The organism is Sulfitobacter sp. AS59 (assembly GCF_038899995.1).
GTDB lineage: Bacteria > Pseudomonadota > Alphaproteobacteria > Rhodobacterales > Rhodobacteraceae > Sulfitobacter.
Genome location: NZ_JBBMQK010000003.1, coordinates 80,557 through 102,509, shown reverse-complemented (window position 1 = coordinate 102,509; position 21,953 = coordinate 80,557). Strand labels below are relative to the sequence as shown.

Annotated in this window: 23 protein-coding genes; 14 read left to right on the top strand and 9 right to left on the bottom strand. The window is 57.3% G+C overall.

Features of this window, described 5'->3' with window-relative positions; translation table 11 throughout:
• Positions 1 to 30: 30 nt before the first annotated feature.
• Positions 31 to 528 (bottom strand): DUF3576 domain-containing protein, encoded by a 498-nt coding sequence (locus tag WNY39_RS07950; protein ID WP_342845041.1) that lies wholly within the window; start codon positions 526 to 528, stop codon positions 31 to 33.
• 296 nt (positions 529 to 824) lie between these two features.
• Here WNY39_RS07950 and WNY39_RS07945 point away from each other — a divergent pair, with 296 nt between their 5' ends.
• Both WNY39_RS07945 and WNY39_RS07940 read left to right on the top strand, forming a co-directional pair.
• Positions 825 to 1,712, top strand: a complete 888-nt coding sequence (locus tag WNY39_RS07945; protein WP_342845040.1) for a porin — start codon at positions 825 to 827, stop codon at positions 1,710 to 1,712.
• Between the two features lie 100 nt (positions 1,713 to 1,812).
• Positions 1,813 to 2,466 (top strand): YggS family pyridoxal phosphate-dependent enzyme, encoded by a 654-nt coding sequence (locus WNY39_RS07940; protein ID WP_342845039.1) that lies wholly within the window; start codon positions 1,813 to 1,815, stop codon positions 2,464 to 2,466.
• A 42-nt stretch (positions 2,467 to 2,508) separates the two neighbouring features.
• Here WNY39_RS07940 and WNY39_RS07935 read toward each other — a convergent pair whose 3' ends face one another.
• Both WNY39_RS07935 and ribA read right to left on the bottom strand, forming a co-directional pair.
• Positions 2,509 to 3,003 carry a L,D-transpeptidase family protein gene (locus WNY39_RS07935; protein ID WP_342845038.1) on the bottom strand — a complete coding sequence of 165 codons (495 nt, stop codon included), beginning with the start codon at positions 3,001 to 3,003 and terminating at the stop codon, positions 2,509 to 2,511.
• Positions 3,000 to 4,088: a GTP cyclohydrolase II gene (gene ribA, locus WNY39_RS07930; RefSeq protein WP_342845037.1), complete on the bottom strand. Its 1,089-nt coding sequence runs from the start codon at positions 4,086 to 4,088 to the stop codon at positions 3,000 to 3,002. The genes WNY39_RS07935 and ribA overlap by 4 nt, the downstream gene beginning before the upstream one ends.
• Positions 4,089 to 4,254: 166 nt before the next feature.
• Between ribA and WNY39_RS07925 the strand changes: the two genes are divergently transcribed.
• The 5 genes from WNY39_RS07925 to WNY39_RS07905 all read left to right on the top strand — a co-directional run bounded on the left by WNY39_RS07925 (position 4,255) and on the right by WNY39_RS07905 (position 7,787).
• Positions 4,255 to 4,941, top strand: coding sequence for a response regulator transcription factor (locus tag WNY39_RS07925; RefSeq protein WP_093916504.1), 687 nt, complete (start codon positions 4,255 to 4,257; stop codon positions 4,939 to 4,941).
• A 236-nt stretch (positions 4,942 to 5,177) separates the two neighbouring features.
• The gene (locus WNY39_RS07920; RefSeq protein ID WP_342845036.1) at positions 5,178 to 5,966 is read left to right on the top strand and encodes an exodeoxyribonuclease III; all 789 of its coding nucleotides are present in this window, start codon (positions 5,178 to 5,180) and stop codon (positions 5,964 to 5,966) included.
• Positions 5,967 to 6,018: 52 nt separating this feature from the next.
• On the top strand, positions 6,019 to 6,933 hold the full coding sequence (locus WNY39_RS07915; RefSeq protein WP_342845034.1) for a co-chaperone YbbN: 915 nt from the start codon (positions 6,019 to 6,021) through the stop codon (positions 6,931 to 6,933).
• Positions 6,934 to 6,960: 27 nt separating this feature from the next.
• A complete protein-coding gene (locus tag WNY39_RS07910; protein WP_341232596.1) occupies positions 6,961 to 7,605 on the top strand; it encodes an LON peptidase substrate-binding domain-containing protein in 645 nt (214 codons plus the stop codon).
• The gene (locus WNY39_RS07905; RefSeq protein WP_341232595.1) at positions 7,602 to 7,787 is read left to right on the top strand and encodes a Trm112 family protein; all 186 of its coding nucleotides are present in this window, start codon (positions 7,602 to 7,604) and stop codon (positions 7,785 to 7,787) included. The genes WNY39_RS07910 and WNY39_RS07905 overlap by 4 nt, the downstream gene beginning before the upstream one ends.
• A gap of 4 nt (positions 7,788 to 7,791) precedes the next feature.
• Here WNY39_RS07905 and WNY39_RS07900 read toward each other — a convergent pair whose 3' ends face one another.
• Positions 7,792 to 9,018: an FAD-dependent monooxygenase gene (locus WNY39_RS07900; RefSeq protein ID WP_342845033.1), complete on the bottom strand. Its 1,227-nt coding sequence runs from the start codon at positions 9,016 to 9,018 to the stop codon at positions 7,792 to 7,794.
• An 86-nt stretch (positions 9,019 to 9,104) separates the two neighbouring features.
• Between WNY39_RS07900 and WNY39_RS07895 the strand changes: the two genes are divergently transcribed.
• From WNY39_RS07895 to WNY39_RS07880, 4 genes are all read left to right on the top strand, one after another.
• Positions 9,105 to 10,433 (top strand): amidase family protein, encoded by a 1,329-nt coding sequence (locus WNY39_RS07895; protein WP_342845032.1) that lies wholly within the window; start codon positions 9,105 to 9,107, stop codon positions 10,431 to 10,433.
• Between the two features lie 107 nt (positions 10,434 to 10,540).
• Complete coding sequence (locus WNY39_RS07890) at positions 10,541 to 11,725, top strand: aminotransferase class I/II-fold pyridoxal phosphate-dependent enzyme (RefSeq protein ID WP_342845031.1); 1,185 nt, start codon at positions 10,541 to 10,543, stop codon at positions 11,723 to 11,725.
• Between the two features lie 17 nt (positions 11,726 to 11,742).
• Entirely contained in the window at positions 11,743 to 14,592 is a 2,850-nt protein-coding gene (locus WNY39_RS07885) for a DNA translocase FtsK 4TM domain-containing protein (RefSeq protein ID WP_342845030.1), read from the top strand.
• A 159-nt stretch (positions 14,593 to 14,751) separates the two neighbouring features.
• A complete protein-coding gene (locus WNY39_RS07880; protein WP_342845029.1) occupies positions 14,752 to 15,357 on the top strand; it encodes an outer membrane lipoprotein carrier protein LolA in 606 nt (201 codons plus the stop codon).
• A gap of 39 nt (positions 15,358 to 15,396) precedes the next feature.
• Here the strand turns inward: WNY39_RS07880 and WNY39_RS07875 are convergent, their stop codons facing one another.
• Complete coding sequence (locus tag WNY39_RS07875) at positions 15,397 to 15,990, bottom strand: lytic transglycosylase (protein ID WP_342845028.1); 594 nt, start codon at positions 15,988 to 15,990, stop codon at positions 15,397 to 15,399.
• A 73-nt stretch (positions 15,991 to 16,063) separates the two neighbouring features.
• Positions 16,064 to 16,945, bottom strand: a complete 882-nt coding sequence (locus WNY39_RS07870; RefSeq protein WP_342845027.1) for an AEC family transporter — start codon at positions 16,943 to 16,945, stop codon at positions 16,064 to 16,066.
• 84 nt (positions 16,946 to 17,029) lie between these two features.
• Here WNY39_RS07870 and hspQ point away from each other — a divergent pair, with 84 nt between their 5' ends.
• The gene (hspQ, locus tag WNY39_RS07865; protein ID WP_341232587.1) at positions 17,030 to 17,356 is read left to right on the top strand and encodes a heat shock protein HspQ; all 327 of its coding nucleotides are present in this window, start codon (positions 17,030 to 17,032) and stop codon (positions 17,354 to 17,356) included.
• A 34-nt stretch (positions 17,357 to 17,390) separates the two neighbouring features.
• Here the strand turns inward: hspQ and ggt are convergent, their stop codons facing one another.
• From ggt to WNY39_RS07850, 3 genes are all read right to left on the bottom strand, one after another.
• Entirely contained in the window at positions 17,391 to 18,968 is a 1,578-nt protein-coding gene (gene ggt / locus WNY39_RS07860; RefSeq protein ID WP_342845026.1) for a gamma-glutamyltransferase, read from the bottom strand.
• 278 nt (positions 18,969 to 19,246) lie between these two features.
• Positions 19,247 to 19,726, bottom strand: a complete 480-nt coding sequence (locus WNY39_RS07855) for an ATP-binding protein (protein ID WP_342845025.1) — start codon at positions 19,724 to 19,726, stop codon at positions 19,247 to 19,249.
• Between the two features lie 29 nt (positions 19,727 to 19,755).
• Positions 19,756 to 20,091, bottom strand: coding sequence for an STAS domain-containing protein (locus WNY39_RS07850; RefSeq protein ID WP_341232584.1), 336 nt, complete (start codon positions 20,089 to 20,091; stop codon positions 19,756 to 19,758).
• An 88-nt stretch (positions 20,092 to 20,179) separates the two neighbouring features.
• Between WNY39_RS07850 and WNY39_RS07845 the strand changes: the two genes are divergently transcribed.
• Both WNY39_RS07845 and WNY39_RS07840 read left to right on the top strand, forming a co-directional pair.
• Positions 20,180 to 21,352: an acetyl-CoA C-acyltransferase gene (locus WNY39_RS07845; protein WP_342845024.1), complete on the top strand. Its 1,173-nt coding sequence runs from the start codon at positions 20,180 to 20,182 to the stop codon at positions 21,350 to 21,352.
• Positions 21,353 to 21,430: 78 nt separating this feature from the next.
• The gene (locus WNY39_RS07840) at positions 21,431 to 21,889 is read left to right on the top strand and encodes a GAF domain-containing protein (protein WP_342845023.1); all 459 of its coding nucleotides are present in this window, start codon (positions 21,431 to 21,433) and stop codon (positions 21,887 to 21,889) included.
• Positions 21,890 to 21,953 lie beyond the last annotated feature (64 nt).

The window sequence follows — 21,953 nt, the reverse complement described above, 5'->3', positions numbered from 1 at the left end:
GTTGGAATGGAGAATGTGTTAAGTGCGGGCTTAGTACTTGTTATCGGCAATCCGCATCTCGCGCGCGCGGCTTAGAATGGCATCTTCAACGGCGCGTGCTGTCGCCTTGTTTACCATGCGGCCGCCGCGTGTTTGCAGCGCAATGTTCAAAGACCGCCCATCAAGTGCAGGATCATCAATCAGCACGGTCGCGCGGTAGGACTGGCTGCCGCCGGGGGGCGTGCCGTATCCTGTGACAATCACACCGGTGTAGGGATCAATCGACTGGATCGGCAAAAAGTTCAGAACTTCAAGAGAGGCGGACCACAGGTATTTGTTAACAGATACGCTGGTGTCGGTATTCTTGCGGTTGAAAATCGACCAGATCGTATTCTCGGTGTTTGTCTCGATGCTACCCGGAACGTTGGCACCCGCTCTTTCTTCAGCCGACTGACCTGTTGGCGGGCCAAAGCCGAAGCCGCCACAGGCACCTAACGTTGCTAGCGCCATAAAGGCGATTGTGCATTTAAATACCGAAGCGTGCGCCATTCCAGCCGTCCTTTGCCTATTTGGACACTGGTCTAAACAAGCAAGGTAGTATCGGCAAGCGCAATGTAATCACGTCAATAGTATAAGGCATTAAGCGCGGCGTGGCGCAGCGCGGCAGCGCGGTTCTGGGGTGCGAGGGGAGCCCAGCACTGTGGCAAAGCTGCATCAGAGTCTCCAACATTGCCTCAAAGCCAAGCACGATCCTTGCCAAAACAGGGGCAAAGGCGGAAAACACCCGTCATACCCTTTCCGGATTCCCCGGTCTGGGCATATGAATTCAAACCGAGGGATAACTCATGAAAAAAGTTCTCTTCGCTACAACAGCCCTGGTCGCGACCGCCGGCGTAGCAGCAGCAGACGTAACATTTGGCGGCTACGCCCGTTTTGGTGTGGTCTATAACGACACAGCAACTGGCGACTCCACAGACGTCACAAGCCGTTTCCGTTTGCAAATCGACACAACTGCAGAATCTGACGCGGGCGTCACATTCGGTGCACGTGCTCGCATCCAGCAAAACAACACAGACAACACCAACAGCCCATCCGGCACAGGCATCAACGGCGTTCGCTTCTTTGCGCGCACCGGTGGTCTGGAAGTTGGTGTTGGTAACATCTTCGGCGCTCTGGAATTCATGCCTGGCATGTACCCAATCGATCTGGGTCTGACCGGTCTGGGTTATGACTACACTGCATACAACTTCCGCGGCGATGCTTACTCGTCCGGTGGTGACGGCGCAGCCGGTGCAAACGGTTTCGAACTGATGTACTCCATGGGCGACTGGGGCTTGCACCTGTCCGCTTCGGACGACAATGATCGCGTTGCTGGTCACGTTTCCTACTCCATGGGTGGCTTCACTATCGCTCTGGCCGCACAAGACTCCTCATTGGCGACAGACACCGAAATGGCCGCCACAATCGGTGGTACAGTAGGTCCAGCAGACTTCACACTGGCCTATGCTGACAACGGCACAGACGGTGACCACATCGTTCTGGCAGCTAGCTTTGACGTTGGCGCAGCTACAAACGTAGAAGCATATGTTGCTGATGCGGAAAGCCAACCAGACACAGGCTACGGCATCGACTTTAACCACAACCTGGGCGGTGGTACATCGCTGCGTGGTGGTATTGCCAAGCGTCTGTCCGGTGACACACGCGCCGATCTGGGTGTTCGCTTCAACTTCTAAGTTGATCTGAATACTTATCGATTTGGGGCAGGCCTTTGGTCTGCCCCTTTTCTTTTGTGCAAAGCTGTTGTTCTGTGCGTCCAGAAACAGAGGGCGAAAAATGAGCTTGCACGACATCACCACACGAATTGAAAAAGCTGAAAAAGACGCGGGCCGCGCACCGGGCAGCGTTACGTTGATCGCGGTTAGCAAAGTTCAGCCAAATGCGCGGGTTCAGGATGTTCTGGAACAGGGGCATCGCTGCTTTGGCGAGAACCGCGTGCAAGAAGCCGAAGGTAAATGGCCTGAATTCAAACAGCATTTCGATGGGATCGATCTGCATTTGATCGGGCCGCTGCAATCTAACAAAGCGCGGGCCGCGATGGCGCTTTTTGACGCCATTCACACGGTGGATCGCCCGAAACTGGCCACAAGCCTAGCCCGTTTGGCGCAAGAGCTTGGTCAATGCCCCGATATGTTTATCCAAGTGAACACCGGTGAAGAAGATCAAAAGGCCGGCGTCATGCCAGCGCAAGCCGATGCGTTTATTAAGAAATGTCAGGGGCTTGATCTGCCGGTGCGTGGCTTGATGTGCATCCCGCCGGTAGATGAGGAAGCGGCGTTGCATTTCGCGCTGCTGGCCAAGATTGCCGCGCGCAACGGGCTGGATGGTCTCTCAATGGGGATGAGCAGTGATTTCGAGAAAGCGATTGCATTGGGTGCGACGCATGTGCGCGTCGGGTCGGCGATATTTGGTGAACGGGTGGCTGGTTAACAGCGTGTGGTGGATTAAGGCGGTGGTGGGTTGGCACCCACCCTACGCAATAATCAACCGGGTGTGATGTTTGATCATTGGGGCAATTCGATGCAGATGCGTCCGTGATAGGGCAATGCATCCTTCGGTCGGGAATCCGGGCCTGCGGTATTGGTGAATAAAGATTGCCGAACCGCGTCCCTTTATGGTGTAGGGCCAGTTCCAATCGGTCAGAATGATCAGGTCATATAATGGATCAGCGCGGCGCAGTTGTTCATGGCGGTGCGAGTATGGCGCGCGTACCATCTTGTTATAGTCGCGATCATTCACATCATCGGACCATAAATCGAGCGGCCCAATCGGCTTTGCCCAGTCGGTGGGTTGGGCCATCCGGTCAGGGCGATAGAGCATACCGACGATCCGGTGGATGCCGCGCGGGGTTGCACCGTCCCCTTCCTTTTTATGCGAGGTGATGCCGGTTTTGCCTATGGTGCAGGGATAGACCGTGCCCTGAAACCGCAACCCCATAGGGGTCAAAACCATATCGTCAGGTGTCACAGAAGATGCCCGGACTTGGCCGCCTTGGTCGCAAGATATGCGGTGTTATGGCGGTTCTCACCAACTTTTAACGCAACGCGCTCGGCAACTTTGACACCGCTCGCCTCCATCATCTCGACCTTGCGGGGGTTGTTCGTCAAAAGGCGGACAGCGGAAAAACCCAATGATTTCAGTATGTCGGACCCGAGGCGAAAATCGCGTTCATCGTCCTCAAAGCCCAAGCGGTGGTTTGCCTCTACAGTGTCAAACCCTTGATCCTGCAAAGAATAGGCGCGCATTTTGTTCGCCAGCCCGATACCGCGACCCTCTTGGTTCAGGTATAGCAAAACGCCGTGCCCCTCGGCCCCCATTTGGGCAAGTGCGGCGTGCAGTTGCGGCCCGCAATCGCATTTCAGGCTGCCCATCACGTCGCCGGTAAAACAAGCAGAATGCAACCGTGCCAACACGGGCTTGGCGCGATCAGGGCGGCCAACTTCGATGGCGTAATGCTCTTCGCCGCCATCATCGGGCCGGAAAATATGCAGCCTGCCAGCCTCGGACGCCTCTATCGGGAGGCGCGCGTTAACCACAGGGTGCAAGGGGCTGCGGATGGCAAGCACGGGCAGGGCGGCTTGCAACAACAGCGTTGTCAGCCCGTGGGTGGCTGCGAACTCGGCGGCATCGGGAAGGTCCAGCACAATTGCCGCGGGCAACAAGCGCGCCGACTTGACGAGCTGTAGCGCGGCACCGTGGGCTGTGGCATCCCCGCCGCGTGCGCATTTCAGCGGCCCTTTCATCGGGCTGCGCAGATCGTCGGCAGGATCTGCTATCGCTTGCACCCACCTAGGTGTTGCATCGGGCGGCAGCAGCACGCGGGCCAGCGTACCATCATACGCACGTGCCTTAAGCGTCTCGGCGCGGCGCGCTGTGATTGCCAAAACCGGTTCACCACCAAGCGCCAGAAGGCTGGACAGGCGTTGCGGGGTCAGTGTTTCGGCGGCGATTACCAGAACAGGGGCCGGCCCAAGAAAAACAACTGGCACGCCCATGCGCAAGTCTGCCCGCGCGCGGGCCAGTTGTTCGGTGATGTCAGGGCTAAATGCCATCTTCTTGTAATCTTTCGCTTCGGTTATTTTAAGATACTTAAGTGAGTTGCCCCCGAATTGAAACATTTGCCGTGTTTTGTGCACGGTCCTGTGAATAATTGGCTGTGCCCCTTGTCACACAGGTTTGTGAACACACCTTTAGGACAGTCAAAGAGGATGAGTGAATATGGCCCAGTTGAAGAAAATCCTGCTTGTGGATGACGACGACGACCTGCGCGACGCGCTGAGCGAGCAACTATTGCTGACCGAAGACTTTGACGTTTTCGAGGCTGCAAATGGGGCCGACGCGAAATCACGGGCCGCCGAGGCGCTGTATGATCTGGTCATCCTTGATGTTGGTCTGCCTGATATCGACGGGCGCGATTTGTGCCGTGACCTGCGTACCCAAGGGGTGAAAAGCCCGATTTTGATGCTGACTGGTCATGACAGCGACGCCGATACGATTATGGGTCTGGACGCGGGTGCCAACGATTATGTCACCAAGCCGTTCAAGTTTCCGGTTCTGCTGGCCCGCATCCGCGCGCAACTGCGCCAACACGAACAATCCGAAGAAGCGATTTTTCAGCTTGGCCCCTATACGTTCAAACCCTCTGCGAAACTGTTGGTGACGGAGGACGATAAAAAGATTCGCCTGACCGAGAAAGAAACCAACATCTTGAAGTTTCTGTACCGGTCTGCTGCTGGCGTCGTGCCGCGCGATACCTTGCTACACGAGGTATGGGGATACAACGCGGGCGTCACCACGCACACGCTTGAAACGCATATCTATCGTTTGCGTCAAAAGATCGAGCCTGACCCCTCGAACGCACGAATTTTGGTAACTGAATCAGGTGGTTATAGATTAATTTCCTGAGCTTGGAACCAAAGCGGCCCGCGCGCCGTTATATCCCCGAGCGGCGGGGTTTTCATGACCCGCCAATCGGTTTGAACCCGACTAATGTATCCGGGATATGATACATACCTCCCTGTTGGACTAGGCCGGGCCTTTGTGCCCGGTCTTTTTTTGTCTGACGTCCCGATCAATTCGCCATGGTGGCCACGGACGGTTTCGCGTTAGGGTACGCGCGATCTGATTTGGGGGACGGTTCTTTGCCATTTACGCTAGCGACATGGAATATTAACTCGGTTCGACTGCGCGAACCTTTGGTGTTGAAGCTGCTTCAAGAACACGGACCGGACGTGCTGTGCTTGCAAGAATGTAAAAGCCCGGTTGATAAAATTCCGACCGAAGCGTTCCATGCGGCAGGCTACACCCACATGGTTGCCCGCGGTCAAAAGGGGTACAACGGCGTCGCCATTCTATCGCGTTTGCCGCTTGAGGATGCCGGCGATCAGGATTTTGCGACGTTGGGCCATGCGCGTCATGTCGCGGCCAAGCTGGAAAATGGTGTCACGATCCACAATTTTTATGTTCCCGCTGGCGGCGATGTGCCTGACCGCGAAGTGAACGAAAAATTCGGCCAAAAGCTGGATTACCTAGCCGATATGCGGGACTGGTTTCACAGCGACAAGCCGCAGAAATCTGTCCTTGTTGGTGATCTGAACATCGCCCCGCGCGAGGATGACGTATGGGGGCATAAACAACTTCTTAAGGTCGTCAGCCACACCCCGATCGAGGTGGAAAAGCTGGCCGAAACCCAAGACGCGGGCGGCTTTGTTGACATAACGCGCCAAGACATCCCCGAGGGTAATTTGTACAGTTGGTGGTCGTACCGTGCCAAAGACTGGGATGCGGCAGACAAGGGCCGGCGCCTTGACCACGTTTGGGCAACGCCGGATATTTCCAACGCGGCGCATTCCAGCAAAATCTTGCGCGATGTGCGCGGTTGGGAAAAACCCAGCGACCACGTGCCGGTCTTTGCGACATTCGACCTTTGAATTAGCGGGGCGTGCTCACATATAGAGAGCAACCCCAAGTGAGGATATTGATATGATGGATTTGAACCTTTCGCCTGCGCAAGACGCGAACCTGATTAAAGACACAACCGAGGCGACGTTCATGGCCGATGTTGTGGAGGCATCGCAAGACGTTCCGGTGATCGTTGATTTCTGGGCACCGTGGTGCGGCCCCTGCAAGACGCTTGGCCCGATGCTGGAAGACGCTGTGCTGGCAGCCAAGGGCGCGGTCAAGATGGTCAAGATCAACGCGGACGAGGCCCAGCAAATCGTCGGGCAAATGCAAATTCAATCGCTGCCGACGGTCTATGCCTTCTACAAGGGCCAACCGGTTGACGGTTTCCAAGGCGCACAGCCACAGTCCGAGATCGCAGCCTTTATCGAGCGTGTGATCAAGGCCAGCGGCGGGGAGGCCCCCGGTGCAGCACTAGACGAGGCCGTAGCGGCGGCAGAAGACATGCTGGCCGAGGGTGCCGCACAGGATGCCGCTGACACCTTTGCGGCCATTCTGGGCGAAGATCCGAACCACGCAGGTGCCTATGGCGGTATGGTGCGCGCCTATATCGCGCTGGACAAGCTGGACGAGGCCGAGGCGCATCTAAACGGCGCACCGATTGAGATTTCAAAATCACCCGAGCTTGAAGCAGCACATGCGCAGCTGGAACTGGCCAAGCAGGCCGCCGGTGCTGGCCCGGTTGCCGAGTTGCAAGCGGCTGTGGATGCCAACCCCGATGACCTGCAAGCGCGGCTTGATCTGGCCACGGCTCTTTATGCGCACGGAGAGGTACAGGGGGCCGTTGACCAGTTGCTAACTTTGTTTGGCAAGGACCGTGAATGGAATGACGGGGCCGCCAAGGCACAGCTTTTCACCATATTCGATGCGCTCAAGGCGAATGACCCGATTGCGCTGAACGGCCGTCGCAAGCTTAGCTCAATGATATTTGCTTAAGGTGTTTCACGCACTAGATAGAGCCTCATGATAAAGCAATCAGAGCTACCAGATACGATCGCGATTTTTCCGCTGGGCGGGGCATTGTTGTTGCCCCGTTCGCGGCTACCGCTGCATATTTTTGAGCCGCGGTATCTTCAGATGATCGAGGACAGCCTAAAAACGTCTGGCCGCTTGATCGGCATGGTCCAGCCGAATGTTGTGCCGGGGCGTGATGGCCCGGGCTTGCAAACCATTGGCTGCGCGGGCCGGATTACCCAGTTCTCCGAAACGGAAGATGGCCGTTATATGATTACGCTGGGCGGCGTGTCGCGCTTCCGCGTGGTGCAAGAGGTCGAAGGGTTCACGCCTTACCGCCGCTGCGACGTAAGCTGGGACGGGTTTGAACGCGATCTGGGCAAAGACGAAGAAGACGTGGATTTCGACCGCGATCATTTTCTTGATACGCTGGGCCGCTATTTCGACGCGCGCAACCTGTCGGCGGATTGGGATACATTAAAAGAAGCCGATGATGAATTACTGATCAATTCACTGTCGATGATGCTGGACCTTGAATCCGAGGATAAGCAGGCCCTGCTTGAGGCACCGTCGCTTTCGACGCGCCGCGAAACGCTGCTGACATTGATTGAATACACCCTGCGTGGTGGCCATGAAGGGGAGATGATGAATTGAGCAGTGAAGAAGTGCAATTCGACCGCCGTATGTTAGAGGCGCTGATTTGCCCACGCACGCAAACCACGCTGAGCTATGATGCCGAAAAGCAGGAACTGGTTTCCAAGGCGGCAGGGCTGGCCTATCCGATCCGCAATGGCATTCCGGTCATGCTGGTCGATGAAGCACGGGTGATAGACTAACCGGCTAGAGTGGCTTGCCGCGCATCAAGCGGGGCAGTTCCCCTGTTAGCCCCGCCGCTTCGCGGATAAATCCGCGCCGTGCACCGGGCAGTGCATTGATGGCTGCCATTCCCACATCACGGGCAATTCGCAGTAGTGAACTGTCGTTCGAAAACAACCGGTTAAAGCTGTCAGTCGCCAATGCCAACGCGGTGTTATCAAAGCGCCGCCAGATTTGATATTGATCCAAAACCGTCGCACTTCCCACGTCCTGACCACGGCGCAGTGCATCAGCGATGACCTCGGCCAAGGCCGCGACGTCGCGCATCCCCGCATTGAGCCCTTGGCCCGCGATAGGGTGGACCCCATGCGCCGCATCCCCCAGCAACGCCACGCGATCAGCGACCATGGAATGCGCCAATGACAGGCTCAGCGGATAGGTGTAGCGCGCCCCGGCGAGTGAGATTTCACCCAGAAAATCACCAAACCTTGGGCGCAAGACATCCAGATAGGCGCCATCGGGCAAGGCATTGATCCGCGCCGCGTTTTCTGTGGTTTCGCTCCACACGATAGAAGACCGATTTTCGGTCAGCGGTAAAATCGCAAGCGGGCCGGGGGGCATAAAGAACTGATGCGCCACCCCGCCATGGGGTTTTTCGTGGGAAATCGCGCAGACCAGTGCCGTTTGGCCGTAACCCCAGCCGATCCGTTTGATCCCCGCGCGCATCGCGGTGCCTGAACCACGCCCATCCGCGCCAACCAGCAGCTTTGCCCGTACGGTCTTGCCGCTGGCCAATGTCAACGTAACGCCTGATGCGTCCACATTCTGCGCGATGACATCTTCGCCATTCAGCAGCGTGATATTCTCGGTCGTTTGGGTCGCGTCGATCAATGCGCGGCGCAAATGGCGGTCTTCGACCATGTGGCCCATCGGGCCTTCCTCAATCTCGGCGTGGTCAAAATGCATGAAAAACGGCGATGGTCCTTCGCCTGCGCGCCCGTCGGTCACCTTGATCTCAAGCATGGGTTGCGCGTTTTCTGCCACGTCGCCCCACACGCCGATACCGTCCAGCAACCGTGTCGATGTCAGCGCCATCGCATAGGATCGCCCGTCGAAACCCGCGTCTTTGCGCACGTCGCTTTTCAGCCGGTCAATAATGGTGACCCGCAGCCCGATCTGGGCCAGTGCCAAACCCAAGGCGGGGCCGTTCAGCCCACCGCCAACGATTGCGATATCTGTGTCAAATTCCATGACCTTCAATATGGTCTTGCGTCAGGGATTGTCCATGCGTGCAACCGCCGCTACCGTCCGTTTCACCGGATAAACGAGGGAACGATATGCAAGACTGGCTGACAATGACTGCGGCAGATTTGGGACGGGGCATTGAAGAGGGGCAGATTGATCCGGTCGCCTTGTGCAAAACATATCTGGATGCCATCGAAGCGCACCCGTTGCGCGATCGCATCTATGCCCGCGTCACCGCCGACCGTGCCATGTCCGAGGCGCGTGCAGCGTCGGACCGCGCAAAGGCCGGGCAACGTATATCACCCTTGGACGGGGTCCCGATCAGTTGGAAAGACTTGTTCGATACCGCCGGGGTCGGAACCGAAGCGGGGTCACAGTTGCTGACGGGGCGCGTGCCGGAGCACGATGCAGAGGTGTTGAAAAATGCCACGGCGATGGGGTTGGTTTGCCTTGGCAAAACCCACATGAGCGAGCTGGCATTCTCGGGGTTGGGGTACAATCCGTCAACGGCAACGCCGCCCTGCGTGAATGATCATGGGGCCGTTTCGGGTGGGTCGTCGTCAGGCGCGGCGGCATCTGTTGCCTTCGGGTTGGCTGCTGCTGCGATTGGGTCTGACACGGGCGGTTCCGTCCGTATTCCTGCGGCGTGGAACGATCTGGTGGGGCTGAAAACCACGGCGGGCCGTGTGTCGTTGGAGGGCGTTGTACCGCTCGCAAAGCAGTTTGATACCGTGGGGCCCTTGTGCCGCTCGGTCGAGGATGCGGGCCTGTTGCTGGCCGCACTTGAGGGCGGCAAACCCGCTGATTTATCCAGTGCCGACCTTGAAGGGCGGCGCTTGGCTGTGTTGCGCACCGTCGCAATGGACGGCGTCGAGGACGCGCCAGCCGCTGCATTCAACGCGGCTGTTGAGCGGCTAAAAGACGCCGGTGCCATTGTCGACACGCTTGAGTTTCCAGAGCTGGAAGACGCGATGCCGCTGAGCGGTTGTTTGTACACCGCCGAAGCTTACGGCCTGTGGCGCGATGTCATCGAAGATAATCCAGACGCCATGTATGCAGAAATTCTTGAACGGTTCCGCTTGGGCAAAAGCCACTCCGGCCCGGACTATATCGCCGCTTGGACCAAGCTAGACGGTATACGCAAGGCGTATGCCCGCGCGACCGCTGGCTTTGACGCAGTAACACTGCCCACGGCCCCGATCCTGCCACCAAAGCTGGAGCGGCTCGAGAGCGATCACGAGTATTATGTGTCGTCCAACCTGATGACATTGCGCAACACGCGGATCGGCAATCTGATGGGGGGCTGCGCAGTGACACTGCCAACCGGCACGCCGTCTTGCGGTATTACGTTGATGAGCGCGCCGGGAGGCGAAGAACGTCTGCTGCGCCTTGCAGCCGCTGCGCAAGAGGCATTGGCCTAAAAGACACAAAAGCCGCCTGATGTCCTAGATTCTCTGGACGTGAGGCAAGCCCTTGGGTAGTTTGGAAGAAACGGGGCGCTTATGATCCCGAACCCGAGGCAGTTTTGATGTTGTACCCCGAGCGGTTTTCGAACCTTCCGGCCCATGCGTGGCCGCGTCTACGTGCATTGCTTGATGCGCATGAAGGCGGCGGTGTGCCTATTCATATGACCATCGGAGAGCCGAAACATGCGTTTCCAGCGTGGGTAACGGATGTGATTGCGCAAAACGCAGCTGGGTTTAACAGCTATCCACCTAATGACGGATCGCCGGAATTGCGCGGTGCCATCCGCGATTGGATCAAGCGCCGTTATGATGTGACGGTGGATGCGGATACGCAAGTGATGGCGCTGAACGGCACACGCGAGGGCCTGTACAACGCCGTGATGGCGGTTTGCCCCGAAACCAAGAATGGCCAAAAGCCTGCGATCTTGATGCCGAACCCGTTTTATCAGGTTTACATGATCGCGGCGATTTCCGCGGCGGCTGATCCGATCATGGTGCCGGCCACGTTGGAAACCGGTCATCTACCAGATTTTGCCGGCCTGCCGGCCGAGTTGCTGAACCGGACCACGGCGGCTTATATCTGTTCGCCCGCGAACCCGCAGGGCGCGGTGGCGACCCGTGAATATTGGACGGAATTGCTGGCGCTGGCAGAAAAATACGATTTTAAGATTTTCGCCGATGAATGCTATTCCGAGATTTACCGCGATACGCCGCCCGTTGGGGCCTTGCAGGTTGCCCAAGAAATCGGTGCTGACCCCGACCGCGTTGTGATTTTTCATTCGCTGTCAAAACGGTCGAACTTGCCCGGATTGCGGTCAGGTTTTGTCGCGAGCGGGCCGAACACGATGCGCGAGATCAAGCAGCTGCGCAATTATGCAGGCGCGCCTTTGCCCCTGCCGTTGCAAGCCGCCGCCGCTGCCGTTTGGGCAGACGAGGAACACGTGGCGCAAAACCGCGCGCTATACGTCGAGAAATACGAGGTCGCCGACCGCATCTTGGGCAATGTGCCGGGATATGCCAGCCCCGAGGCGGGGTTCTTTCTGTGGCTACCGGTTCAGGTTGACGAAACCGCAGCGCTAAAACTGTGGCGCGAAACCGGTGTGCGGGTATTGCCAGGCAGTTATCTGGCGCAAACCGTAAACGGGGAAAACCCCGGCAAGACATATATACGGGTGGCCATGGTCGCCCCAATAAAAGAGACAACGCGCGGGATCGAAGCGATCCGCGACTGTCTCTATCCGAAATAAGACGAGGGAACAGAGCAATGGCATATCAGACACGCGGACGTGATCCCCTACTAGACAGCAAAATGGCCGAGGCGATTGAAAAACGTGGCAAGGAATTGCTGGGTGTTGGGCTTATTGTGCTGGGTCTGATGGCGGCCATGATGATCGGCAGCTACACCCCTGACGACCCCAATTGGATGGTATCCACCGACGCGCCTGCGCAAAACTGGCTGGGCCGGATGGGCGCATCGCTGGCGGCCCCGTTGTTCATGATCGTGGGCTGGGGCGCTTGGGCTGTTGCGGCAATTCTGCTGGCTTGGGGCGTGCGGTTTGCGCTGCACCGTGGCGCTGAACGTGCGATGGGCCGTTTGATCTTTGCGCCTATCGCGGTCGCACTGTGTTCGATTTACGGGGCGACTTTGACCCCTGACGCGCAGTGGCTTCAGACCCACAGCTTTGGTTTGGGCGGGTTGTTTGGCGATACGGTGATGGGTGCGATCCTGACTATCTTGCCGATCGGGTCAATCTTTACGATCAAAATGATGTCGGTGTTGATGGGGGCGGCGATCCTTGCGCTTGGTGCCTTTGTCATGGGGTTCACCAAGGCCGAGCTGAGCCGCATTTTCCGCTTTATGCTGGTCGGTGTGATCATGGTCTATGCGGGCCTGATGAACCTGCTGGGCCGCGGTGCGTCGGGCGCGGTTGTGGCCGCGCAAAAGGTGCAAGCGCGCCAATCCGAACGTCGTGAGCGCAGTCGGATTGAGGCAGAGGAAAACGCGGAATTTGCAGCCTCGCAGATGCAATACAGCGCAGCGGATGACGCCCCCACAGTGGCACCAAAAACGGGGCTGTTGGCCAAGATGCCCGCGCTGGTTAAACGCACCGCGCCAATGCCGGAACCAGAGCTGGTCGAGGATTGGTCGGATGTTGAAATCGATCAAGCGCCTAGTGATGACCGGATCAAATCAAAGATCGCTGACGTGATCAAAAGCCGTGTTCGTACGGCCAACGCCGTGCACACACCCACAACGGCACCGCTGACCCGTGGTCGCGGTCGTGGCCCTGATCCGCTGGTTCTTGACGCGACCCCGCGCAGCCATTTGCGTGAAGAGCCACCGTTGACAGGTGCAGCGCGTACTGAGCCGCCATTGACGGCTTCGGGCGTATCACAGCAGGAAATCGACGTTGCCGCCGACGCGGCCTTTGCTGAAGCCGAAGCCCTGCCGTTGCAAGATGCCGTCGCCGATGACGCGATGACAATCCCGGTGGCAACCCCGCGAAAAGTTGTCCAGCAACCGGTTCGCAAAGTGATTCAACCCAGCAAAAAGGCCCAAGCCGAGGCGCAGCCGGGCCTGACCTTTGAGGATACGCATCCCGGTTTTGAACTGCCGCCGCTCAACCTACTGGAAAGCCCGGATGTTGTTGAAAGACTGCACCTGAGTGACGACGCGCTGGAAGAAAATGCGCGTATGTTGGAAAGCGTGCTGGATGATTATGGCGTGAAGGGCGAAATCGTCGCCGTACGCCCCGGCCCCGTTGTCACGATGTACGAGCTTGAGCCCGCGCCGGGTTTGAAAGCCAGCCGCGTGATTGGTTTGGCCGACGACATCGCGCGGTCGATGGCGGCGCTGTCGGCGCGTGTGTCCACCGTGCCCGGCCGCAGCGTTATCGGTATCGAACTGCCAAATGAAAACCGCGAGAAGGTCGTCCTGCGCGAGATCCTGTCGGCCCGTGATTTTGGCGATAGCACCATGCGCCTGCCGCTTGCCTTGGGCAAGGATATCGGCGGTGATCCTGTGGTCGCGAACCTTGCCAAGATGCCTCACCTGCTCATTGCGGGTACTACGGGGTCCGGTAAATCGGTGGCGATCAACACGATGATCTTGTCACTGCTGTACAAGCTGACGCCCGAAGAATGCCGGATGATCATGATCGACCCCAAGATGCTGGAACTGTCCGTCTATGACGGTATCCCGCATTTGCTGTCCCCTGTTGTGACCGACCCGAAAAAGGCTGTTGTCGCGCTGAAATGGACAGTGGGCGAGATGGAAGAACGCTATCGCAAGATGTCCAAGATGGGTGTCCGCAACATCGAAGGCTATAATGGCCGCGTGCGCGAAGCGCTGTCCAAGGGCGAATTGTTCAGCCGTACTGTGCAAACCGGTTTTGACGAAGACACCGGCGAGCCGATCTTTGAGACGGATGAATTCAAGCCCGAGACATTGCCCTATATCGTTGTCATCGTCGACGAAATGGCCGATCTGATGATGGTCGCGGGCAAAGAGATCGAAGCCTGCATTCAGCGGCTTGCGCAGATGGCGCGTGCCTCGGGTATCCACCTGATCATGGCCACGCAGCGCCCGTCGGTCGATGTTATTACCGGCACGATCAAGGCGAACTTCCCGACGCGTATTTCGTTTCAGGTAACGTCGAAAATCGACTCGCGGACCATTCTGGGTGAAATGGGCGCGGAACAACTGCTGGGTATGGGTGACATGCTGTACATGGCGGGCGGATCGAAAATTGTCCGTTGTCACGGGCCGTTCGTATCCGACGAAGAAGTCGAGGAAATCGTGAACCATCTTAAGGCTTACGGCGAACCGGACTATGTTTCGGGTGTGGTTGAAGGCCCGGCTGACGATCAAGAGGGCAGCATCGATGCTGTCTTGGGTTTGGGTGGCAACACCGATGGCGAAGACGCGTTGTATGACACCGCCGTTGCCATCGTGATCAAAGATCGCAAATGTTCGACCTCGTATATCCAGCGCAAACTGGCGATCGGCTATAATAAAGCGGCGCGTCTGGTCGAACAGATGGAAGAGCAGGGCCTTGTTTCCCCTGCAAACCATGTTGGCAAACGCGAAATTCTGGTGCCCGAGCAAGGCTGACCGGAACGAATGACTTGGATGCGGGGTTGGCTTGGAAACAAGCCGACCCCGTTTTGTTTCAAGGGGTGTTAGGCGATATCATGCCGCGTGATATCGCATATCATCGCACGAAACCCTATGTCTGGGGTGAGGCACCTGAATAACAATAGGAATACTTAGATGCGTTTTGTGACCACCACTGTTTTGGCGTTCGGCCTTGGTTTGGCGGCAGCATTGCCCGCCGCTGCTGAAAAGCTGCCCTTGAACGCGATTTCTAGCTATCTGAACGCGATGAAGACCGCGCAGGGCGATTTCACCCAGATCAATGATGACGGATCGATCAGCACAGGCACGATTTACATCAAACGCCCCGGAAAGGTGCGTTTCGAATATAATGCGCCAGATACAGGCATCGTGATTGCAGGCAGCAACACGGTTGTCATCTACGATAAAAAGTCGAACCAACCGGCGGAAACATACCCGCTGTCGAAGACACCGCTTTCGATCATTCTGGCCGCGAATGTGAACTTGGGGCAGGCCCGAATGGTCACCGGCCACAGCTATGATGGCACGTCAACCACGGTGCGCGCCCAAGATCCCGAACATCCTGAATATGGCAATATCGAGCTGAAGTTCACCGGTAACCCGGTCGAGCTGCGTCAGTGGGTTATCAATAACGGGAACGGCAGTCAGACGACTGTTGTGCTGGGCGAGCTGGAAACAGGCGTCCCGCTGGCGAACAGTATATTTGATGTCAGCGGCAAGGCCCCGGCCGTTAACCGCTAAGCGAACAGGCCCGAGGATTTGTTCCTCGGGCCTTATTATTTACCAGCGGCGCAGGCGGCAGCCTTCGATTTGGCGTTCATACATATCCGCACGCATTTGCACCTTGCGTGCGACCTCGATCAGCCATGGCTTTGAATTATAGGTGCGGCGCGCAAAACCGGTGTTGCCTTCGTGATAGGCAAGGTACTGGTTCTGGGCATCATGCAAGGGGATGCCGTTCTTGGTCCGGCTTTTGGTCATGTACCAGCCCATAAAATCGGCGGCATCATCGATCTTGTCACGCTTGGCAAAGCGCCGTCCGGCTTCGCGCAAATATTCATCCCACGTGGCATCTAGCGCCTGGCTATAGCCATAGGCGCTGGACTGACGGCCCATGGGGATTACACCAATGACATAGCGGTACGGTGTGCGCGCATCGGCGATGAATTTGCTTTCCTGATGGATCGTGGCCATCTGGACGTGCATCGGCACGCCCCAACGGCGTTCGGTTTTCCTGAAAGCTTTGTAGTATTTCGGGCGCTCCTTAAGAATCGCACAGGCGTTATCCAGCTGCCTTGGGGCATTGGAGGGGCCGCCTCCACCACAAGATGCTAAAAACACAGCAATTATTAGGGCGCAAAAGGTTCTGCTCATTTGCCTCTCGCTTTTTGTCGTTTTATTATTTTTGTCAGTTTACCAGATTTCCGCAGGTGCGCCCACCGAAAATTTATAACAAAAACGCCAGCAGAATTGGCAAAGCGGCCACCGACATCAATGTCGATACGACCACCAGCCCCGCCACCGATTGCGCGTCGGCCCCGTATTTTTCGGCCAGCAAGTAAGACGTGACCGCGACGGGGGTGGCGACTTGCAGCACCAAAACGCCAAGGGCCGTGCGGTCGAGTTCAAAATAGACCCCTGCCGTCCACGCGATGGCGACACAAATAACCAGCTTGATCGCCGATAGCACAACAGCGCGGCCAACGCCGCCGGGTGTCAATCGCGCCACGGCAACACCCAAGGTGATCAGCATCATCGGGATCGCCATCTGCCCCAAGAGGGTGAGCGTGTTTGTCATAAACTTGGGCGTTTGCCAGCCTTGCACCAGAAACAGCGCGCCCAGCAGTGTGCCCCAGACCAAGGGTTCGCGCACGACCTTGCCGAATGAACCGGCGCCTGCCACCAGCCAGATGCCAAAGGTAAACGACCATATCGCCATCACAGCAAACACAACCACAGCATAGCTAAGCCCCGCATCGCCAAAGGCAAAAAGCGCCAAAGGCAGGCCCAAATTGCCGGTATTGCCAAAAATCATCGGTGCCAGATAGGTCCGCCGGTTCAGGCCCATGCCCCAGACAATTGCCGCCGCAACCAATGTGACACCCCCATAAGCAACCACCGTCGCCAGCGACAAAGCGGTCAACGCGGCGGGGTCAATCTGTGTGTTCATGAGGGACACAAAAATCAGGCAAGGCACCGATAGGGTCATCGCAAGTTGGGTGACAAATTGGATGCGATATTCAAATCCAAGCTTCACCCAAGCAAATCCAATCCCTGCAAGCAGGAACACCGGGGCGACGATCTCAAGCACTGTCAGCGTCAGGTTCACGCACTGTTTCCTTATCTTTGGGCTCGGACATTGGACAAATGCCCCTTGAAGGGACTACTAACGAAAGGTAGGTGCATCAATGTTATGATTAGAACACGCGCAAAATATCATCTTGGCCAGATCGTTCGCCACAAAAAACACCCGTTTCGCGGCGTGATTTTTGATGTCGATCCCGAATTCGCCAATACCGATGAATGGTACGAAGCGATTCCGGAAGACAGCCGCCCGCTGAAAGATCAGCCTTACTATCATCTGTTGGCCGAAAACGACCAAAGCTATTACGTGGCCTATGTGTCTGAACAGAATCTGGTTGCGGATTATTCTGGGGAACCTGTTGAACATCCCGACATCCCCGATTTGTTCGGCCCGTTGACCGATGGCGCATACCCCCTGCATTTCCAGCTGAACTAAGCCGGAAGGCGCGTTTCCGCGCCCTCCGCTTGTGTTAATAGCCCAAGGCGCAGCCGTCTTTGCGTGGGTCGCTGGCCCCTTCCAAAACGCCATCGCTGCGCAGTTTGATCGCCTGTGCGCCGCCGATAGCTGTTTGCGGAATCTCGACCTTATGGCCCATGTCCGACAGCTTGGCGCGCACGGCGTCGCTATATCCGCTCTCAACGCTCAAGACACCTTTGTCGGTAAAGGCACGGGGTGCATCGATGGCGGTTTGCGGGTCCATACCAAAGTCGATCAGGTTCGAGACCAGACGCGCGTGGCCATTGGGTTGATATGCCCCGCCCATGACGCCGAACGGCATCATCACCTTGCCATTCTGGCGGATCATGCCGGGAATGATCGTGTGCATCGGGCGCTTGCCGCCCTGCAGTTCGTTCACGTGGCCTTCCTCAAGGGTAAAGCCCGCGCCGCGGTTTTGCAGCAAGATGCCGAATTTGTCTGACGCAATGCCGGAGCCGAAGCCGTGGAAAATCGAATAGATCAGCGAGACCGCCATGCCATCCTTGTCGACCACGGTGATATAGATCGTGTCTTTGTGCACCGCTTCGGACAGCGGCGCGGGGTCGGCCATCGCCTTGGCCGGGTTAATCAGCGCGGCCAATTTCTGTGCGGTGGCAGGGTCAAGCATGTGTTCCAGACGCGACGTGTGGTCGGGATCAGCAAGGAACCGGTTACGTGCGTCATAGGCCAGCTTGGCGGCCTCTGCTTCGACGTGCACACGTTCTGCCCCAAGCGGGTCCATCGACGCGATGTCGAAATGGCTCAGCATGTTCATCATCAAAAGCGCGGTCGCCCCTTGGCCATTTGGGGCATGTTCCAAGACTTCGAGGTCTTTGTACGTGGCCGCGATGGGGTCTCCATAAGTGCAGGCGGTGTTGGCGAAATCCTCAGCCGTGTGCAGACCGCCAAGCTTTCCAAGGGCTGCCACCATGTCCTCCGCGATCTCGCCGGTGTAAAACGCGTCGCGGCCGTCTTTGGCCACACGGCGCAGCACCTCGGCCTGGCCGGGCGCGCGGAAGATCGCCCCCGATTGCGGGGCCTTGCCGTTCATCAGGTAAACGTCGCGCGCCTTGCCCTGCAATGTGCCCGCATCATTGGCCCAGTCAAACGCCACACGCGCGGCCACGGGCACCCCATTCTCGGCATAGTGGATTGCCGGTGCCAGCAACGTATCAAGGCCCAGCTTGCCAACATCGTTCGACAGCGTGCAAAACGCATCCATCGCGCCGGGAATTGATACGGCATGCGGGCTGGTCAAAGGCACGGTGGTCTCGCCTGCGTCACGCAGAACCGCAGCGTTCAGCGCCTGGGGCGCACGGCCTGACCCGTTCAATGCATGAACCTCATCACTGCCAGCGGGGGAATAAAGCACAAAGCAATCGCCGCCGATCCCGGTCATTTGCGGTTCGCAAATCCCCAGTAAAACAGCGCCAGCAATGGCGGCATCCATCGCATTGCCGCCTTGCTCAAGAATGTTGATCGCGGTTTTGGCGGCCAGTGGATGGGAGGTGGCACACATGCCATTTGTCGCCAGAACGGGGGACCGTCCGGGAAGTTGGAAGTCGCGCATGATAAAACTGTTCCTGTTGCGGTTGTTCTTTTCACGGAACCTAGCGCGCTGCAGAATGGAAAACCAATTTTTTCTGGGGGGTAAGTCCTCAGCATCGCGTACTGGGTGGGGGCTAAAAAACACGATGCTGAGGGAAGCTTTGTTGCAGCTACGACCTACCGTATGATGTCAAAGATGGGCAAAACTGTGATGACGCAGCGGCACTTTTGCGGTGAAAGCATGAAGCCGCGTATCCATTTGTGGCAGGGCGGCCAGCGCAGGCCGGTTCCATGGCCTTATTATGATGGGTTTTGGTGGGGTGCTGCTGTCGGGGTCGCCACATTGATAACAATAGTTAATACGTTTTGCTGTTTGACCCTCGCATAGGAAATTTCCTGCGTCAAATGGTGGATCAGGCCCCAGCCGAATCCACCTTCTGGCAGCGATTTCGCATGTGCGGTTGTGCCGACTTGTTTCGGCTGCGGCGGAACATTGTTGGCAAAGGGGCGGCCCGCGTCCTTGAAAATGATCGAGATATTATCGCCATCTTGGGTGCAGGAAACATGGATCGGGGTGTCGCCCTGTTGCCCGGCCAAGGCATGTTCAACAATATTGTTGAACGTCTCTGCCATCACCAATTCGATATCATCCAATTTTTGCGGGTTTTCGCAGATTGGGGAAAGCAACGCCCGGCATGTCGACAGGGCATTCCTGACGTCCTGCGTGGTACCGGCAAGGGACAGTTCGAATATATCCGCGTGCGCGGTGCCACGATTCAATTTGCCCCCTTGGTTGTCCGCGGTCATCGTTACGATTGATCGTGCAAGGCGTGGCTCAAGGTCGGGTAAAGCGAAAACACACTATCCATGCGCGTCAACCGAAAGACACGGTCCACTGGCGCTGTAAGCCCTGCAAGCACAAGGGTACGTTCGGGTGCGAGGTATTTCATCGTGGCCACGATGGCACCCAACCCGCTGGAATCGATAAACACCACTGCGCTTAGGTCCAATATCACTGTCGCGGGCGCGGTTTCCGTAATTTGCCGCACGTTTTCCTTGAATTCTAACGCGACAGCCGCGTCGATGCGATCATCAAGGACTGTCACAACTTGCAGTAGCTCTTCTGTTCTGGCTGAAAGTCTCATATTCTGGTCCCAAAGATAATGCAGTATCCCAACGGGATAAGGCAGATGTCTTACGATTCGGTTTTTAAGTCTTTGGGGGGAGTTCAAAGTGCAAAAAGTTGTCATTGCAGGTGCATCGCGCACACCAATGGGTGGGTTTCAGGGCGTTTTCGCAGATATGACCGCGGCTGATCTGGGCGGCCACGCGATCAAGGCTGCATTGGACGGTGCCGGGGCTAAAACCGTGGACGAGGTGTTAATGGGCTGCGTATTGCCCGCCGGCCAAGGTCAGGCACCCGCGCGTCAGGCAGGTTTCAAGGCAGGCCTTGGCGATGAAGTGCCCGCAACGACCCTCAACAAAATGTGCGGTTCCGGGATGAAGGCCGCGATGATCGCCTTTGACCAGATTGCACTGGGTCATACGAATGTGATGGTCGCGGGCGGCATGGAAAGCATGACAAATGCGCCCTACGTCTTGCCCAAGATGCGCAGCGGTGCCCGCTTGGGTCATGCTCAGGTCATTGACCACATGTTCCTCGACGGTCTTGAAGACGCCTATGACAAGGGCCGCCTCATGGGCACCTTCGCCGAAGATTGCGCCGAGACGTTCCAATTCACCCGCGCCATTCAGGATGACTACGCGCTGGCGTCCCTGTCGCGCGCGCTAGAGGCGCAGTCCTCCGGCGCATTCGAGGACGAGATCGCGCAGATGGAACTGACCACCCGCAAGGGCACATCTACCGTCAGCGCCGACGAACAGCCCGCAAATGCACGGCCCGAGAAGATACCGAACCTCAAACCAGCCTTCCGCGACGGGGGCACCGTCACGGCGGCCAACTCTTCGTCGATCTCCGATGGCGCGGCCGCTCTGGTGCTGGCCTCTGAAAAAGCGGCAAATGACCAAGGTCTAGCCGTGCGCGCCCATATCATGGGCCACGCCAGCCACGCTCAGGCCCCAGGCCTCTTCACCACGGCCCCTGTGCCCGCTGCACAAAAACTGCTCGACCGGCTGGGCTGGCAGAAAGAGGACGTCGACCTGTGGGAAGTCAACGAAGCCTTCGCCGTCGTCCCGCTCGCCTTCATGCACGAGATGGGCCTGTCTCATGACATCGTGAACGTGAACGGTGGGGCCTGCGCGCTGGGCCATCCCATTGGCGCGTCGGGGGCGCGCATTATCGTCACGCTTTTGAATGCGCTGGAAAAACGTGGTCTGAAGCGCGGCATCGCTGCGATTTGTATCGGGGGTGGCGAAGGGACGGCCATCGCGATTGAACGTCCCTAACTTCCAAATGGATAAAAATCCTCGGGGGGTGTGGGGGGCAGACAGCCCCCCTTCAACCGATGTTTCAAAAGGTGTCACATGACAATCGACTACGCTACCCTTGCTGAAACCCTGCAATCGCTGACCCATGGTGAAACCGATGCGGTTGCCCTGATGGCCACCGTCGCGTGCGAGGTTCACCACGCCGATGACAGGTTCGATTGGACAGGGTTTTACCGCGTGACTGAACCCGAATTGCTAAAGATCGGGCCTTATCAAGGCGGGCATGGCTGCTTGGTCATTCCGTTCTCCCGTGGTGTCTGCGGTGCGGCAGCGCGCACGGGGCAAACCCAATTGGTTGCCGACGTCGATGCGTTCCCGGGGCATATCGCCTGTGCAAGCTCCACCCGATCAGAGCTGGTATTACCGGTTTGGAATGGAGCGGGTGATTTGATCGGTGTGTTCGATATCGACAGCAATCAACCCAATGCCTTTACCCAAGAAGACGCGGATCAATTCCAAGCGATCTTGAAAAACTGCTTTGCATCCGTGAAATAGTTCTGGATTTTTTCACGAAGCTGGGGCAGCGTGAAAAAACGAACGGTAATTTCACGGATGCAAC